At 73.0% G+C, this 16,183-nt stretch carries 18 protein-coding genes; 6 read left to right on the plus strand and 12 right to left on the minus strand.

The annotated features are described in order from the left end of the window. Window positions 1–165: 165 nt before the first annotated feature. Window positions 166–450 (plus strand): hypothetical protein, encoded by a 285-nt coding sequence (locus HEK131_RS30370; RefSeq protein ID WP_374201464.1) that lies wholly within the window; start codon window positions 166–168, stop codon window positions 448–450. Between the two features lie 57 nt (window positions 451–507). Here HEK131_RS30370 and HEK131_RS25845 read toward each other — a convergent pair whose 3' ends face one another. Together HEK131_RS25845 and fdxA are read right to left on the minus strand one after the other, a co-directional pair. Then, window positions 508–1,605 (minus strand): bifunctional succinyldiaminopimelate transaminase/glutamate-prephenate aminotransferase, encoded by a 1,098-nt coding sequence (locus HEK131_RS25845; protein ID WP_217463029.1) that lies wholly within the window; start codon window positions 1,603–1,605, stop codon window positions 508–510. A gap of 134 nt (window positions 1,606–1,739) precedes the next feature. Further along, window positions 1,740–2,063, minus strand: coding sequence for a ferredoxin (gene fdxA / locus HEK131_RS25850; RefSeq protein ID WP_217463028.1), 324 nt, complete (start codon window positions 2,061–2,063; stop codon window positions 1,740–1,742). A 140-nt stretch (window positions 2,064–2,203) separates the two neighbouring features. Between fdxA and HEK131_RS25855 the strand changes: the two genes are divergently transcribed. Together HEK131_RS25855 and HEK131_RS25860 are read left to right on the plus strand one after the other, a co-directional pair. Continuing rightward, window positions 2,204–3,223, plus strand: coding sequence for a GNAT family N-acetyltransferase (locus HEK131_RS25855; RefSeq protein WP_217463027.1), 1,020 nt, complete (start codon window positions 2,204–2,206; stop codon window positions 3,221–3,223). A 9-nt stretch (window positions 3,224–3,232) separates the two neighbouring features. Then, the gene (locus HEK131_RS25860; protein WP_217463026.1) at window positions 3,233–4,117 is read left to right on the plus strand and encodes a transglutaminase-like domain-containing protein; all 885 of its coding nucleotides are present in this window, start codon (window positions 3,233–3,235) and stop codon (window positions 4,115–4,117) included. A 49-nt stretch (window positions 4,118–4,166) separates the two neighbouring features. Here HEK131_RS25860 and HEK131_RS25865 read toward each other — a convergent pair whose 3' ends face one another. The 10 genes from HEK131_RS25865 to HEK131_RS25910 form a co-directional block, all read right to left on the minus strand. Next, the gene (locus HEK131_RS25865) at window positions 4,167–4,781 is read right to left on the minus strand and encodes a response regulator transcription factor (RefSeq protein ID WP_217463025.1); all 615 of its coding nucleotides are present in this window, start codon (window positions 4,779–4,781) and stop codon (window positions 4,167–4,169) included. Continuing rightward, window positions 4,778–5,962 carry a sensor histidine kinase gene (locus tag HEK131_RS25870; protein WP_244452144.1) on the minus strand — a complete coding sequence of 395 codons (1,185 nt, stop codon included), beginning with the start codon at window positions 5,960–5,962 and terminating at the stop codon, window positions 4,778–4,780. The genes HEK131_RS25865 and HEK131_RS25870 overlap by 4 nt, the downstream gene beginning before the upstream one ends. 5 nt (window positions 5,963–5,967) lie before the next feature. Beyond that, complete coding sequence (locus tag HEK131_RS25875) at window positions 5,968–6,726, minus strand: ABC transporter permease (protein ID WP_244337177.1); 759 nt, start codon at window positions 6,724–6,726, stop codon at window positions 5,968–5,970. Beyond that, window positions 6,723–7,658 carry an ABC transporter ATP-binding protein gene (locus HEK131_RS25880; RefSeq protein ID WP_244337178.1) on the minus strand — a complete coding sequence of 312 codons (936 nt, stop codon included), beginning with the start codon at window positions 7,656–7,658 and terminating at the stop codon, window positions 6,723–6,725. The genes HEK131_RS25875 and HEK131_RS25880 overlap by 4 nt, the downstream gene beginning before the upstream one ends. Before the next feature lie 135 nt (window positions 7,659–7,793). Beyond that, complete coding sequence (locus tag HEK131_RS25885) at window positions 7,794–10,064, minus strand: hypothetical protein (protein ID WP_244337179.1); 2,271 nt, start codon at window positions 10,062–10,064, stop codon at window positions 7,794–7,796. 152 nt (window positions 10,065–10,216) lie between these two features. Continuing rightward, entirely contained in the window at window positions 10,217–10,633 is a 417-nt protein-coding gene (locus HEK131_RS25890) for a DUF6113 family protein (RefSeq protein ID WP_244337181.1), read from the minus strand. Then, window positions 10,630–11,484 carry an N-acetyl-1-D-myo-inositol-2-amino-2-deoxy-alpha-D-glucopyranoside deacetylase gene (gene mshB, locus HEK131_RS25895; RefSeq protein WP_217463020.1) on the minus strand — a complete coding sequence of 285 codons (855 nt, stop codon included), beginning with the start codon at window positions 11,482–11,484 and terminating at the stop codon, window positions 10,630–10,632. Before mshB ends, HEK131_RS25890 begins: the two co-directional genes overlap by 4 nt. Window positions 11,485–11,534: 50 nt before the next feature. Continuing rightward, window positions 11,535–11,843, minus strand: a complete 309-nt coding sequence (locus HEK131_RS25900) for a DUF7677 family protein (protein WP_217463019.1) — start codon at window positions 11,841–11,843, stop codon at window positions 11,535–11,537. A 30-nt stretch (window positions 11,844–11,873) separates the two neighbouring features. Then, entirely contained in the window at window positions 11,874–12,806 is a 933-nt protein-coding gene (locus HEK131_RS25905; RefSeq protein ID WP_244337182.1) for a helix-turn-helix domain-containing protein, read from the minus strand. A 227-nt stretch (window positions 12,807–13,033) separates the two neighbouring features. Next, window positions 13,034–13,486, minus strand: coding sequence for an ATP-binding protein (locus HEK131_RS25910; protein WP_244337183.1), 453 nt, complete (start codon window positions 13,484–13,486; stop codon window positions 13,034–13,036). A gap of 154 nt (window positions 13,487–13,640) precedes the next feature. On the opposite strand from HEK131_RS25910, the gene HEK131_RS25915 reads away from it, so the two are divergent. The 3 genes from HEK131_RS25915 to rho all read left to right on the plus strand — a co-directional run bounded on the left by HEK131_RS25915 (window position 13,641) and on the right by rho (window position 16,183). Then, window positions 13,641–14,516: a helix-turn-helix domain-containing protein gene (locus HEK131_RS25915; RefSeq protein ID WP_244337184.1), complete on the plus strand. Its 876-nt coding sequence runs from the start codon at window positions 13,641–13,643 to the stop codon at window positions 14,514–14,516. Continuing rightward, a complete protein-coding gene (locus HEK131_RS25920; RefSeq protein ID WP_161151053.1) occupies window positions 14,513–14,719 on the plus strand; it encodes a DUF397 domain-containing protein in 207 nt (68 codons plus the stop codon). Before HEK131_RS25915 ends, HEK131_RS25920 begins: the two co-directional genes overlap by 4 nt. Before the next feature lie 324 nt (window positions 14,720–15,043). Further along, window positions 15,044–16,183, plus strand: coding sequence for a transcription termination factor Rho (rho, locus tag HEK131_RS25925; RefSeq protein WP_244337186.1), 1,140 nt, complete (start codon window positions 15,044–15,046; stop codon window positions 16,181–16,183).

The raw sequence follows: 16,183 nt of genomic DNA on the forward strand, positions 1-16,183 counted from the left end.
GGGGCTGCTCCTGGACGGTCTTTGCCCGTTTTTATCCACACCTGATAATGCGATGCGTTATCGAGTCTTTACCTTCGGCGTCCGCAACCTTCGGCGGGTTCGAGCGGTAGTCAGTGCGTCCGGGCTCGGACACCACACCGTTCTCACCTCTCCGAATGGAGCATCATGTCCCTCCCCCTGACTCGCCGGATCACCACGGCCGCGCTGCTCGTCGCCGCCGGGGCGGCCGCCGGGGTCGGCGCCGCCGGCACCGCCGGTGCGGCCACCAACCAGCCCGCCGTGCCGGACCTCGGTGGTCTGACCAAGCTGGACGGTGCGCACGTGGACAAGGCCGTGGGCGGGCTGGCGGACAGCAAGGCCGTGAAGAAGGCCGTGCCGGCGCCCGCGGCGGGCAAGGCGGCGGGGAGCATGCTCGGCGGTCTCCCGCTGAAGGGACTGCCGCTCGGCTAGGCACCGCACGACGAAGGGGTCCGGGGCGTGCGTGCCCCGGACCCCTTCGTCATGTGCCTACGCGGTCAGGCGTGCCACCGCTTCGTCGATGCGCTCGTCCGTCGCGGTCAGCGCGACGCGGACGAACTTCTCGCCCGCCTCGCCGTAGAAGTCGCCCGGCGCCACCAGGATGCCGAGCTCGGCCAGGTGGGCCACCGTGTCCCAGCAGGACTCGTCCCGCGTGGACCAGAGGTAGAGGCTGGCCTCGCTGTGCTCGATGCGGAAGCCGTGGGACAGCAGGGCCGCGCGCAGGCGGTCGCGGCGGGCGGCGTAGCGCTCGCGCTGGAGGCGTACGTGCTCGTCGTCGCCGAGGGCGGCCACCACCGCGGCCTGGGTCGGCGCGGAGGTCATCATGCCGCCGTGCTTGCGGATCTCCAGCAGCGGCATCAGCACCGCCGGGTCGCCCGCGAGGAAGGCCGCGCGGTAGCCGGCCAGGTTGGACCGCTTGGAGAGGGAGTGGACGGCCACGATGCCGTCGTAGGAGCCGCCGTTGACGTCCGGGTGCAGGACCGAGACCGGGTCGGCCTCCCAGCCGAGCTCCAGGTAGCACTCGTCGGAGACGATCAGGACGCCGTGCTCGCGGGCCCAGGCCACGATGCCGGTCAGTTCCTCCTTGGAGAGGACCTTGCCGGTCGGGTTGGACGGCGAGTTGAGCCAGAGCAGCTTCAGGTTCGCCGGGTCCAGCTCGCGCGGGTCGTCGTAGACCACGTGGTCCGCGCGGGCGAGGCGGGCGCCGACCTCGTAGGTCGGGTAGGCCAGGCGCGGGTAGGCGACCTCGTCGCCCGGGCCGAGACCGAGCTGGGTCGGCAGCCAGGCGACCAGTTCCTTGGAGCCGACGATCGGCAGGACGTGCCGGTGGGTGACGTCACGGGCGCCGAGGCGGCGCTCCAGCCAGCCGGTGATCGCGTCGCGCAGCGCGGGCGTGCCCCAGACCGTCGGATAGCCCGGCGAGTCGGCGGCGTCGACCAGCGCCTTCTGGATCAGCTCGGGAACCGGGTCGACCGGGGTGCCCACGGAGAGGTCGACGATGCCGCGCGGGTGCGCGGCTGCGGTCTTCTTGTAGGGCTCCAGCTTGTCCCAGGGGAAGGCGGGGAGCCGGTCGGAGACTGCGGACACGGGACGTGCTCTCTTTCCTGCGTGCGGCACTGGTACGGCGAACGCCTCGGTCCCGTACGGCCGCGGTCGGGGTCGACCGGGCCGCACGGGACCGAGGCGGCGCGCTCAAGCGGGCCGCTGGGCCGGCTTGACGGTCACTCGCCCACCTGCGGCGGGAGCGCGGCGATGAAGGGGTGGTCGCGCTCGATCAGACCCAGCTTGCTGGCGCCACCGGGAGAACCCAGATCGTCGAAGAACTCGACGTTCGCCTTGTAGTAGTCCTTCCACTCCTCCGGAGTGTCGTCCTCGTAGAAGATCGCCTCGACCGGGCAGACCGGCTCACAGGCACCACAGTCGACGCATTCGTCCGGGTGGATGTACAAGGACCGCTGGCCCTCGTAGATGCAGTCGACCGGGCACTCTTCGATGCACGCCTTGTCCTTCACGTCGACACAAGGCTGCGCGATGACGTAGGTCACGCTGTCGTTCCTCCTCGATAGGGCGCTGGCGGGCCTCCTCAGGCTCCGCCGCCTGGCGCGCGGGAGCGCGGCGTCGTCGATGCCCGCACCTAGTATCTCCGTTCCGGAGCGTGATCCGAACAGGAGGGGTGGAGCGACCCGTGGAAATCTCGGTGACAGGACTGCTCAAGGTCCTCATCACCCCAGCAGACGTGGGCAAAAGGGTATCCGTACGGCAGTTGACGGGATCGGGTGCGGCGGGCGAGAAGTTCACCGACACGGTAGGTGTTCTCACATCCTGGGACGACGACGGCGTGCTCATGATCACACGTCGGGACGGCCGGGTGGTGAGGATCGATGCGTCGTCTCTGGTCGCGGGCAAGGTCGTCCCGTCGGTCCCGGCGCGTCGCCGGGGCCCGTCGGCGGGGTACGAGGAGCTGGCGAGGGTCGCCGCGCGGGCGTGGCGGCCGGTGGAGAGCGAGCGGCTCGGCGAGTGGGAACTGCGGGCGGCCGGGGGCTTCACCCGGCGTGCCAACAGCGTGCTGCCGCTCGGTGAGCCGGGGCTTCCGCTCGACGCGGCCCTGACTTCCGTAAGAGGCTGGTACGGCGAGCGCGGACTGCCCGCCTACGTCCAGACCGCCACCGGTGCCGAGGGCACGCAGGAGCTGCTGTCGGCGGAGCTGGAGCGGCGCGGCTGGACGCGGGAGGTCACGGCGGAGCTGTGGACCGGGGCGCTGGCGCCGGTCGCGGACCGGGCCGGGGGTGCCGGTGTGGTGCTCTCCCGCGCGGCGGACGAGGCGTGGCTCGCGCGGTACGGGCGCGAGGGAGTGAGCGAGGTGGCCCTGCGGGTGCTCGGCAAGGGAGCGTCGGTGTGGTTCGCGTGCGTGCCTGGCGCGGACGGCGAGCCGCCGGCGGCGATCGGGCGGTGCGTGGTGGACGGCCGCTGGGCCGGTTTCGCCGCCGTCGAGGTCGACCCGGCCCGGCGGCGGCAGGGGCTGGCCACCGAGGTGATGGCCGCGCTGGCCCGCCGGGCACTCGACGAGGGCGCCTCGGCCGCGTGGCTCCAGGTCGAGGAGGACAACGCGGGCGCGCGGCGGCTGTACGACGGGCTCGGCCTCGCCGCGCATCACGCCTACCACCACTACCGGGAGCCGGACGCGACCGGCTCCGGGCGGTCGTAGGAGCCCGTCGTGGACGCTCAGGAACCGGCCAGGCGCCCCGCTTTCCCGCCCCCGTACCCGCCGCCGTCGGCACGGTCGGCGGAGCTGCGGCGGCGGTTCGCGGAGGAGTCGCGGTCGCAGTGGCCCGACCTGTCCGCGCTGTGCCTGCTGATCGGCGCCGAGGCGGACGGCACGCTGGACGAGGCCGGGATCGACGCGGCCCAGATCGAGCTGGACGAACTCGCCGGGCAGTTGCCGTACCGGCCGGGCGGGCCGCTGGAGTGGGCGCGTGCGGTGGGCCGGCTGCTGGGCGGGACCCACGGGTTCTGCGGGACCGGCGGGGAGTACGAGCGGCTGGAGTCCTCGTTGCTGCACTCGGTGCTGCGGCGGCGGCGCGGGCTGCCGATCCTGCTGTCGGTGGTGTGGATGGAGGTGGCCCGGCGGGCGGGCGCCCCGGTGTACGGGGTCGCGCTGCCGGGGCACTTCGTGGTCGGGTTCGGCACGGCCGGCGACCGGGTCCTGGCCGACCCCTTCGACGGCGGCCGGGTCCTCAGCGGCATGGACACCGAGCTGCTGGTGGCCGGGGCGACGGGCGCTCCCCTGGAACCCTCGATGCTGGTCCCGGCGGCCCCCCTCCAGGTCATCCAGCGCATCCTGAACAACATCCGCGCCTGGGCCACGGTCCGCCCCGAGCGCTCCGACGTGGCCCTCTGGGCCGTCGAGCTGGCGATGCTCCTGCCCTCCCGCCCGGCCCGCCTGCGCTACGAACGCGCCCGCCTGCTGGTCCAGCGCGGCGAGTTCACCGAGGGCGCGGCGGAGCTGGAGGCGTACGCGGAACTGGTGTCGGTGGTCGACCCGACGGCCGAGGAGAAGGCCCGCGCCCAGGCCCACGCGGCGAGGGCGCTGCTCAACTGACCGACCGGGCCCGGCGAACCGGCTCCGGGCCCCTGCGCCGGAGGCAGGCTCAGAGCCAGCCCTTCTCCCGTGCGATGCGGACCGCTTCCGCCCTGTTGCGGACCGCGAGCTTCTGGATCGCGGTCGAGAGGTAGTTGCGGACCGTGCCCTGGGAGAGGTGGAGGGTCCGGGCGAGCTCGGCGTTGGTGGAGCCGTCGGCCGCGGCGCGGAGGATCTCGCGTTCGCGGTCCGTGAGGGGGTTCGCGCCGTCGGCCAGGGCGGCGGCCGCCAGGGTGGGGTCGATGACGCGTTCCCCGGCGAGCACCTTGCGTACGGCGGCGGCGAGTTGGGCCGCGGGGGCGTCCTTGACGAGGAAGGCGTCGGCGCCCGCTTCCATGGCGCTGCGGAGGTAGCCGGGGCGGCCGAAGGTGGTGAGGACGACGAGCTTCACGCCGGGGTGCGCCCGGTGGACCCGCGCGGCGGCCTCGATACCGGTGCAGCCGGGCATCTCGATGTCGAGCAGGGCCACGTCCACGCCGTGCTCGGCGACGGCGGCCAGCACCTCGTCACCGCGCGCGACCTGCGCGACGACCTCGATGTCGTCCTCCAGCCCGAGCAGCGCGGCGAGCGCCTCGCGGACCATCGACTGGTCCTCGGCCAGGAGGACCTTGATCGTGCTCGTCATGACCCGGATACTACGTCCGCGACGGCGGCCGACGGGACGCGGGCGACCAGCCGGAAGCCCTTGGCGGACCGGCCCGCCTCCAGGGTGCCGCCCGCCTTCTCGAGCCGTTCGGCGAGCCCGGTCAGGCCGTTGCCCGGCCCCTTCCCCGAGCCGCCCGAGCCGTTGTCCTCGACCGAGAGCTCCAGCACCGGCCCGTCCAGGGTGTGCCGGTGCAGCAGTTCCACCGCGCACCGCTCGGCCCCGCTGTGCCGGACCACGTTGGTGACCGCCTCGCGCAGGGTCCACGCGAGCGCGGCCTCGGCCTCCTCGGGCAGCCCGGCGAGGTCGGGCTCGCCGGGGATCTCGGCGATGACCCCGGCGGCGGTCAACGCGACCTGCGCACCGGCGAGTTCGGCCGCGAGCCGGGGCCGCCGGTAGCCGGTGACGGCCTCGCGCACGTCGACCAGGGCCTGCCTGCTGACCCGCTCGATGTCGGCGACCTGCTGGGCCGCCTTCTCGGGCTGTCCGGGCAGCATCCGTCCCGCCAGCTCGCTCTTGAGCGTGATCAGGGACAGGGAGTGCCCCAGCAGGTCGTGCAGGTCACGGGCGAGCCGCAGCCGCTCCTCGTTGGCGGCGAGCTGTGCCACCGTGGCGCGTGCCTTGCGCAGCTCCACGGTGGTGCGGACCAGTTGCCGTACGCCCGTCATGGCGAAGCCGATCAGCACCACCAGCAGGATCAGGTTCCGCGCCTCCTCCTCGCCGGAGTGCAGTCCGACCAGGTACATCACGGCCGCCGACGCCGGGATCGCCCAGTAGGTGGCCCGCGTCGGCAGGGTCGCCCCGCAGGCCACCGAGAGGTAGACGAACAGGCCGAGCCAGGCGCTGCCGAGGGTGTAGGCGAGGAGCGGCGCGAGGATGCCGAGGGCCAGCAGGTGCAGGACCACGGCCGGACCGGAGAACCGCCTCCCCATGTTCCGGAAGACCAGTCCCAGGTACACCGCGACGAACGCGGCGAGCCCCGCCGCTCCGGCCCAGGTGGCCGCCGTGCCGTGGTCCCCGCTCACCAGGTCGTGGACGGGCGAGCTGAGGAAGACCAGCCAGACGCCGATCCACAGCACCTTCGCCCACAGCTCGCGCCGGCCCCGCGGCGGACGCCCCACGGGGGTGTCCGTCTCTGTCCCTGCCCACCGGTCCTCGGTCATCGCGCTCACGCCTTCAGCGTGTCCTTCCGGTACAGCCAGGCCGCGCCGCCCGCGAAGAGGACGAAGTACACGGCGAGGACGGCGACGTCCCGCGCCTGCGGGGCCTGGCTCTGCTCGACCGCGCGTCCCAGGGCAGCGTACGCGTAGGTCGGCAGCCACTCGGCGATGTCCTGGAGCCACTTCGGGAACCCGGCCGAGGGCATCCACAGGCCGCCGAGGAGGGACAGCGCGAAGTAGACGATCATCGTGATGGGGCGTACCGCGTCCCCGGAGGCGAGGTAGCCGATGGCGACGCCGAGCGCGGCGAAGACGAGGCTGCCCGCCCAGATGACGCCGGTGAGGGCGAGCCACTGCCAGGCGTCGAGGCGTACGTCCTTCACGACGGCGGCCACGATGAACACCATGACGATGGACGGCAGGCTGACCACGGCAGCGCCGGCCGTCTTGGCCAGGACGTACCCGTGGCCCGGCAGCGGGGTCAGCCGGAGCTGGCGCACCCAGCCGCTCTCCCGCTCCTTGGCGATGCGCTCGCTGTTGCCCATGAGCACGGCGGTCAGGGCGCCGAAGGAGGCCATGGAGACCATCAGGTAGGTGGCGACGGTCAGGCCGGTGCCGTCCACCTTCTCGTCGGTGCCCGAACTCCCCGCGAAGATCAGGAAGATGATCGAGGGGTAGAGCACGGAGAAGAACAGGAACTTGCGGTTGCGCAGGGCGCGGGTGAGTTCGAGCTTGATCAGGGCCCGTGAGGCGAGGATGCCGGTCATGCGCGCTTGGCCTCCTCGGCCTCGGTGATGGCGACGAAGGCCTGCTCCAGGCCCAGCCCGGCGACCTCCAGATTGCGGGGGTACAGGCCGAGCCCGTACACGGCGTGCACGGTGGCGTCGGCGTCGGACGACTGGATACGGACGGTCTGTCCGGAGACGTCCAGGGAGGTGAGCGCGGGCAGGGCGGCCAGCGCGGTCTCGTCGATGGTGCCGTCCAGGTCGAAGGCGACCCGGCGGGCGCCCGCGCGGGCCTTGATCTCGGCGGCGGTGCCGTCGGCGAGGAGCCGGCCGCGGTGCAGGACGAGCACCCGGTCCGCGATGGCGTCGGCCTCTTCGAGGTAGTGGGTGGCGAAGAGGACCGTACGGCCCCGGTCGGCCTGCTCGCGCATGGTGGCCCAGAACGCCTGGCGGGCGGTGACGTCCATGCCGGTGGTGGGCTCGTCCAGCACGATCAGGTCGCTGTCCCCGGCGGTGGCCAGGGCGAAGCGGACGCGCTGGGCCTGGCCGCCGGAGAGCTTGTTGACCTTGCGGTCGGCGATCTGCGTGATCCCCGCGCGGGCGAGCACCTCGGAGGCGGGGTAGGGACGCGGGTGCAACGAGCGGGCGAGGCCGACCAGTTCGGCGACCGTCACGTCCTCCATCAGCCCGCCGCTCTGCAGCATGGCCCCGACCCGCCCGGCGACGATGGCCTCCCGCGGGCTGGTCCCGAACACGCTGACCTGTCCGCTGTCGGCCTGCTTGAGCCCCAGCAGCAGATCGAGGGTGGTGGACTTGCCCGCCCCGTTGGGCCCGAGCAGCGCGACGGTCTCCCCCGGCCGCAGCGCGAGCGACAGCCCGTCAACCGCCCGCACCTCCCCGTACACCTTGCTCACCTGATCGAACCCGGCCACCACGGGCGTGGTGGTGGCGGGCGCTGCCGCTGTCGTCGTCATGCCGTCCATGCTGGCCGGAAGGGCGGGGCCGGCGGCAGTGCCGACGGTCCTGTGTGCCGGATGACAGATGTCATACGACGACGGCCCCCGGACCGGTGAGGTCCGGGGGCCGCGGTGACCGCGTGCGGGACGGGGTCAGGTGGGCTTGATGTCGATCACGGCGGTGCGCTCGGCCGTGTTCTTGCCGACCAGGGCCTTGCGCAGGGCGCCCACGACGTCCTGCGGGAGGATGTCGCGCTTGCCGGTGGCGCTCTCCACCTTCACGCCCACGAAGGTGGTGCCGTACGCCTCCTTGAGCGCCTCGAGGTCGTAGGTGTCGGTGAGCTTGCCGCCCACCGCCTGGAACCTGAGGATCTTCGGCAGCGACTTGGGACCGAAATTGATCTTGTGTGCCGCGTCGACCTGGACGGTGACGATGTCCGACATCGCGGGCTCCGCGAACGTCTTCATCTCCCGGTCGACCTCGGCGTTCGGCACCGTCGGCTGCTTGGTGGTCGTGGGCACCGTGACCGGGGTCGCGGTGCCGGTCTCCACCAGGGTGCGGTACGCCTGCTCGACGGCCTTGCCGGAGGCGGCCGCGTCGACGGCCTTGCCGGGCTTGCCGTAGACCGCGACGGCCTTGCCGCCCTCGAACTTGATGCCGCCCTCGACGACCGAGCCAGAACCGCCGCCCGCCTGCTGCAGTGCGACCTGGAGCTTCTCCTCGTCCACCGGGGTGACCGGCTGGACGACGCGCTTCTGCCCGAAGAGGGAGCCGATCACGGAGACCGGGTTGTAGTCGCTCTTTGCGGCCTCGGCGACCGTGGCCTGGTAGTCGAACTGGAGGCCCGCCTTGTCCGGGGTGAGGGCGACGTTCCCACCGCCCACGGACAACTGGAGCGGCTTGTTCACCCGGCCCCGGAAGGTGTCGTCGAGCTTCTTGACGGCGTCGTCACGGGTGCCGCCGCCGATGTCCAGACCGAGCACGGTGGTGCCCTTGGGCACGTCGGTGCGGTTCATCAGCAGCCCGGCGCCGTAGGCACCGCCCGCGACGACGACCACACCGGCGACCAGCAGCATCAGCTTGCTGCGGCCCTTCTTCTTGGGCTGCGGCGCGGCCTTCGCCTGCGGGGCGGCCGGCTTGGGGGCCGTCTGCGCCGGACGGTCGGCGGCGGGGCCGAACGGGTCGGCGGCCTCGTCGCCGGGGAAGACCGGGATGCCGCTGGTGACGGTGTTCCCGGAGACGGCGCTGTGCGGCGGGCGGTTGGCCGTGCCGGGGGCGGCCAGTTGCTGCGGGGTGAGGATCGCGGTGTCGTCACCGAGGACGGCACCGGCCTGCGGGGCGCCCTGACGGCCCTGGGGGCTCTGGGGGCCCTGGGTGCTCTTGGGGGCGCCGCCGCCGGGGGCGCGGAACGCGGGCGGGCCGTCGAAGGGCTCGCCGGGCTCCATGCCCCGCATGCCGGGAGCACCGGGCGCGCCGGAAGCACCGGGGGCACCCGGAGCGCCGGGGGCGCTGCCGGGGACCGGGCGGGTGGGCAGCGGGCCGTCGCCGGTGACCGGGCCGCCGGTCGGGCCCGCGGGGCCCTTCGGGCCGGGGGCACCCTGGCCGCCGGGGCCGTTGAAGCCGCTCGGACCGCCGGGGCCGCCACGGCCGTTGGCGCCGGGGGCACCAGGACCGCCGGGGGCACCGGGACCGCCGGCCGGGGCGCCGCCGTTGTCGGAGAAGAAGGGCAGCTCGTCGCGGGCGGGCTCGCCGGTGCGGGCGCCGCCGCGCGGACCCGAGGACAGCGCCTCGGTCACGTCGAAGGAGCCGGTGCCGCCGCCGTGGCCCGGCGCGACCGGACCACCGGTGGCGCCGGACATGCCGGAGCCGTTGGTGCCGCCGGGGCGGGGGGCGCCAGGCGCGGGGGCGGCGGGACGCGGTGCGGGGGCTCCGGTGCCGGGGCCCAGGGCGGGCATGCCGGGACGCGGACCGCTCGCACCGGCGGCCGAACCGCCCGGCATTCCGGCGCCGTTGGTCCCGCCGCCGCCCGAACCACCCTTGGGGGCACCGCCCTTGCGGGGAGCGAACCAGTCGCTGGTCTTCTCCTCCGCCTGCGGTGCGGCCTCGGCGGCCGGTTCGGGGGCGGGCGGGGCGGCGGGCTCGGGGTGCGCGTCGGCGCCCGGCTCGTCGCCGCCGGTCTCGCTTCCCTCGACGGTCTTGCGCACGACGACCGGCGGAATGGGCCGCGATCCGGGGATGTTGATCCGGATGCGCGTGGTCAGCGTGGTCTCGGTCTTGCGCTCCTCGGGACGCGAGCCCGGACTTCCCGCGCCGGTCCCGTCGCCGGAAGCCATGGGCGTCCCGTACGGCGGGGTGCCGGAGGGGTATGCGGCTCCGCCGCGCCCGTTGGGCCCGGAGGACGGAGTGTCAGTTTCACGACTCAAGGCAGGTTCTCCCGGTTGGCTCCGCCGCCCGTCACGACCTCAGCGGGCATCTCGGCGGCGCGCACCACCATACTGGCCACTTCTGGCGGGAATCCCACGACCGCCGGGGAAATCCGCACCGGACCCGCACGGGGGCCACGCGAAGTGGTACGTCACTTGCCAAGTCGGGTGGAGCCGCCGTCAGGTTGCCGTCCGGGAGCCAAGGTGGCGCAGATCACAGCCAGTGCCATGCCCCCGAGCAGGAAGACGTACGAGCCGCCGCCCGCGCCGAACAGGAAGTCACCTTCCGGGCGGCTGGCGGTGAGCAGGATGACGGCGATGATCCAGCCGAGCACCGGCGCCACCGCACCGGACCGCCCGCGCAGCGCGTAGCCCCCGCCGAGGAACACCCCGCCCGCGCCCGCGAGGGCGAGCAGCAGGCCGAGCGGGAACCAGGCGGCCTGCACCAGCGCCCCGGCGATGCCGACGACCGCGCCGAGCACGCACAGCCCGAGCAGTGCGGCCATCCGGCCGAAGGAGGGGCGTTGCAGCGGCTGGGCGAGCATCGAGCCGCGTCCGGCGTCGCTCATGACGCCACCTCCACTCCGGCGAACAGGTCGCTCTCGCCGGGCTCGGCGTGGCCGTGCGCCAACTCGTAGTACTCGGTGGTGAACAGCGGCTGGGCCTGGTCGTTGGAGAGCGCGAAGTACTCACCGGCGACGGTGATCTGGGTGGCGTGGGCGCGCATCGCGGCGGCCTTGGCGGCGGCGTACGCGCTGCCGTCGACGGCGGTGGTGACGCGCTCGTCCGCGACCACGCCGGGCAGGTCGGCGATGTCGGCGCTCTTGCCGAAGGGCAGGCCGGACAGGTCCTCGGCGAGCCGCGTGAAGGCGTCCTCGACGACCGAGCGGGGCATGCGGTTCCAGTAGACCTTGGCCACCCGGTGGCCGCGTGCGGCGGCCAGCTCGACGGCGCGCATGGCGACCCGGTGGGCCTGGATGTGGTCGGGGTGGCCGTAGCCGCCGTTGTCGTCATAGGCGACGACGACCTGCGGCCGGACCTCCAGGATCACGTCCACGAGGTGCCCGGCGGCCTCGTCGAGGTCGGCCTGCCAGAAGCAGGCGGGGTCGTCGTTGTCCGGCAGCCCCATCATCCCGGAGTCCCCGTACCGCCCCGCGCCGCCGAGCAGCCGCACGTCCGTGACGCCCAGCTCGCCGAGCGCGGCGTCCAGCTCACCGCGCCGGTGGGCCCCCAGCGCGGCCCCGCCCAGATGCCCCAGCTCCGGCGGGATGACCTCCCCCCGCTCCCCGAGCGTGCAGGTCACCAGGGTCACGTGCGCCCCCTCGGCCACGTACTTGGCCATGGTCGCGCCGTTGTTGATCGACTCGTCGTCCGGGTGCGCGTGCACCAGCAGCAGACGCCGGGAGGGCAGTTCCGTCATGGGACCAGCGTACGAGGGCGGGCGGACCTGGTCGGGCAAGGGAGCCGACGTCAGGGACCGTGAAGCTCGGTCTCCCATGCTTCGAACGGGGGCTCCGCCCGGTAGCCGGGATCACAGCACTGGCGTATCCACTGGGCGACGCGGTACTGGGCGTCGCCGTCGTTGAGCGTCTCCCCGTGATCGTCGACCTCGAGGACGTTGGCGTAGATCGCGAAGATCATCTCCAGGTCCGAGCCGTACTCGAGCAGGCGGGCGCGGTAGTCGATGCCGTCCAGCAGGTCGACGTCCAGCGTGCCGTTGCCCAGGTAGAAGGCGAAGAACCGCAGGGCTGCGCGTACATCTGTCGGGAGGTGTGCCACAGGGTCATCTTCCTCGGGGGACGCGTCCGGTCAGCCCGTGGCCGGCTGACCGGTCCGGTGTGAGCTGATGTCCCGGGGTGCGGTTCGGCAGTCTCGGCAGGGGCCCGGGGCTGGGGCGCGGAAGACGCGCTCGCAGCCGTCGCAGGTCTGGAAGGGGTGCCGCACGGGAGGCGGGGCGGCGGCCGGCGGGGCGAACGCGGGCGGGGGTGGGAGGAGAGCGGTCAGGCGGTGGGCCAGCAGTGCGGCCGGGCGCCGCAGGGGGGTCTCCGGGAGGCCCTCGGTCAGGGCTCGGCGCACCCCCGTCGGAGTGACATCCCGCTCCAGCCAGGCGGCGACGCCGGGGGCGAGGTGGGCCGTGTCGGTGGCGGAGAGCAGCAGACGGGTGTCGTGGCGGCGCAGGTCCGTGAGGACGTCGGTGGCGGCCTGGAGGAGTGCGGGGGCGGAGCAGGAAGGGGACGGCACGGCGGAGAGGGCCTTGCGACGGGGTCCCGGCGCACAGTCGCCGGGGGCGGGTGCGGGGGCGGGCCGCGTCGCCCGGTCGCTCACGCGCTCGCGGTCCGCGCTCTCGTGGCCGGGCCGGTGGCGGCGGGCGGCCGGGGGCTGGTTGCAGGAGATCGTGCGGGTGACGATGCGGCCGCCGGGGACGCGCAGCCGTTCGCGGCGCAGGTAGCCGTGCTTCTCCAGCTCGCGCAGGGCGGCGGCGATACGGGCGACACCCTCGGGGAAGCGGGCGGCCAGGCTCTTGATGTCGATACGGGCGCCCGGCGGCAGCGACTGGATGTGCGTCCCGAGCCCGATCGCCAGCAGGGAGAGGTCCGCGTGCTGCGCGAGGTGGTTGCCGATCACCGTGAAGCGTTCGGTGTGGCGGGAGTTGTCGTGGATGAGACCGCCCCGGTTCGGGTGGTCGTGGCCCGCAATGCGGGACCGGGCGCGCGAGGGCGCGCTAGGGTGCTGGATATCCATCGGGAAGTTCGGTTCTTCCTTGATGGTCAGGCCCTCGCACTGGGATGCCACTCCCGGCGGGGGCCGACGTATGTCTGCGGTTGTCGTGCTGAGCGTAGGGCCCGCAGGGGTGGCAATTGCCAGCGGAAACAGCGATGTTCACCCACCCGAGTGAGCGAGGCCCTGCGGGCGGCCACGGGCGGGAGGGGTGGGGCTTGGCGGGTTGCTTTCCCCCGGTTCTTTACGTCTTATTGGCCACTCCTGCCACCGGAGCACAACGCCTCGGGTTCCGGTGACAGAAAGACCAGTTCGGCCCAGACGATCTTGCGGGGGAACCGGTCCTCCGAGACTCCCCAGCGGTCGGCGAGAGCGGCCACCAGGAGCAGCCCCCGACCGCCCTCGTCCTCCGCGCCCGGCTCCCGGCACACCGGGGGACGGTCACCGCGCGTGTCCGTCACCTCGATACGGAGCGTGCCGTGGACGGCGTGCAGCGCGAGCCGGAAACTCCGTCCCGGCAGGCGGCCGTGGGTGGCGGCGTTGGCGGCCAGTTCGGCGACGATCTGGGCGGCCTCCTCCCAGGGCAGCCCCCAGCTCCGGACCTGCTCGGCGGCGAGCAGCCGGGCCAGCCGGGCACCCCGCGGGGTGGAGGAGAGCAGCACGCTGAATTCGCGCGCACGGGCATCGAGTTGGGCCGCGGCCACGGCGTTTTCCTGATTCACATCACCCAGGGTGTCCGCCCGGCCCTACCGTGAAGAGTGATCGCACCGTTGCGTACGGTCACTGTCGGCAGGTTGTCCGGGGGTGTCCGCGCTGTCGGCAGGAGGTGCGGGCGCGACGAGGGACCGGAGGGTGCGCATGTCGGTGGACGGCGAGTTGGCACGGCTCACGACGGAGACGGACGAGCCCGGCTGGGAGGTGGAACCGGACGACGAGTGGGGCGCGGCGGTGATCGCCACGGTCGGACGCCAGTTGAAGCTGCGGCGCGAGACGGCAGGGCTCCGCGCCGCCGAGTTCGGCACGCTGATCGGGTACGGCGAGGACCTGGTCTACAAGGTCGAGGCCGGCAAACGGATTCCGCGCCAGGAGTATCTGGACAGGGCGGACGAAGTGCTGGACGCGGGCGGTCTGATCGCGGCGGCCTGGGAGGACGTGAAGAAGGTCCGGTATCCCAGGAAGGTCCGTGAGCTGGGAAAGCTGGAGGCGCAGGCGGTCGAGATCGGGGTGTACGAGTGCAACATCATCGCGGGCTTGTTGCAGACACCTGAGCATGCGCGGGCGTTGATCGGGGCGGCACAGCCGCCGGAGACGCCGGACGATGTGGAGCGCATGGTGGCCGCCCGGCTGGCCCGACAGTCGGTCTTCGACCGTGTTCCGGCCCCGCCGATTCACTTCGTGCTGGAAGAGGCTCCCCTGCGCCGCCAGATCGGGGGCACAATGGCATGGCGACGGCAGCTCGAACGCCTGTTGGAGGTGGGGCAGTTGCACAACGTCACGCTTCAGGTCATACGGACGAACACCGAGGCCCACCCCGGCCTCGACGGCAGGATCGAGTTGCTGAAGTTCGCGGACGGCACTGCGATGGGCCGCTCCGACGGCGCGTTCAACGGTCGGCCGACCTTGGACCCCAAACAGCTACGCATCCTTGAGCTGCGGTATGGCACGATCCGGGCTCAGGCGCTCTCGCCACGGGAGTCGCTGGCTTTCATCGAACAACTGCTGGGAGAGACATGATCCGCAAGACCACTGCCGGGGACGCCTCCGAGCTGGCGTGGTTCAAGAGCAGCTACAGCGGCGGAACCGACGGCAACTCCTGCGTGGAACTCGCCGTCACCCCCAGCACCATCCACGTCCGCGACTCGAAGCACACGGCAGGCCCCCGGCTCGCCCTCGCGCAGGAGACCTGGACGGCGTTCGTCGCGGGCGTACGTGACTGACACCTGACGGCCCCGGCACAGCCACGCCGGGGCCGGCTCTCGTACCGCGTCCCCCTTGACGCCACCCCCCGCACGGGTACAGTGCAATGAGCGGCATGCCCCGCGCCCCTTTTTCCGGCGCCGGTGCCGCGTTCCTCTCCCAGCCCTCGTGCCGATGGTCCTCGACCCGGCCGGGCTTCTCCCGGATCACCTCATGACCAGGGCTTTCACCGCCCCGCGAGAGGTGTCGTTCCCGTCGCCCGGAGGCAGGCGTGTCCGCCCCTCCGTGATCTGCGGCCCCTTCCTCTTCTCTGCCGTTCCCCGTCCCGAAAGGACACCCCGACCATGACCACCACCCTCGAACCCCCCACCCAGGTCCGGGACACCCCGGCCACCCGGACCGTCACCGGCGTCCTCGACATCGACGCGCACGGGAAGGGCCACCTGCGGGCCGCCGCGAGCCTGCTGCCCTCCCCCGCCGACCCGCAGGTGTCACCCGCGCTGATCCGACGGCACCGCCTCCGCAAGGGCGACCTCGTCGAAGGCGTGAGCGGACCGCAGCGGGCGCTCACCGACGTCACCGCCGTGGACGGCCACGGCCCCGCGGAACATCGCAGAAGCTTCGGCGACCTGACCCCCCTGCACCCCCACCGGCGCATGCGCCTCGAACACCCCGCGTCCGGCCTGGCCGGGCGTCTCACCGATCTGCTCGCGCCCGTCGGCAAGGGCCAGCGCGGACTGATCGTGGCGCCGCCGAAGAGCGGAAAGACCGTCCTGATCCAGCAGTTGGCCGCGGCCGTCGCCGGCAACCATCCCGAGTGCCGCCTGATGGTGCTGCTGCTGGACGAACGCCCGGAGGAAGTCACCGACATGCGCCGCTCCGTACGCGGCGAGGTGTACGCCTCCACCTTCGACCGGCCCGCCAAGGACCACATCGCCCTCGCCGACCTCGTCGTGGAGCGGGCCAAGCGGCGGGTGGAGGCCGGGGAGGACGTCGTCATCCTGCTGGACTCGCTGACCCGTCTGTGCCGGGCGCACAACAACGCCTCGGCGGCGGGCGGACGCACCCTCAGCGGAGGCGTGGACGCGGGCGCGCTGCTCGGCCCCAAGCGGTTCTTCGGCGCCGCCCGGCAGGCCGAGGAGGGCGGTTCGCTGACCATCCTCGCCAGCGCGCTGGTGGACACCGGCTCACGCGCCGACGGCTTCTTCTTCGAGGAGCTGAAGGGCACCGGCAACATGGAACTCCGCCTGGACCGGGAGCTGGCGGGCCGCCGCGTCTTCCCGCCCGTCGACATCGACCGCACCGGCACCCGCCGCGAGGAACTGCTGCTGGACCCCTACGAGTTGACGGTCACACGCGGCCTTCGCCGCGCCCTGCGCTCCCACGGGGACGCATCGCTGGAGACCCTGCTGCAGCGGATGCGGGAGACCCCGGACAACGCCACGTTCCTGCGCCGCGTGCAGCCGACCCTGCCGGCCGCCTGA

The sequence above is a fragment of the Streptomyces seoulensis genome, from assembly GCF_022846655.1.
Lineage (GTDB): Bacteria > Actinomycetota > Actinomycetes > Streptomycetales > Streptomycetaceae > Streptomyces.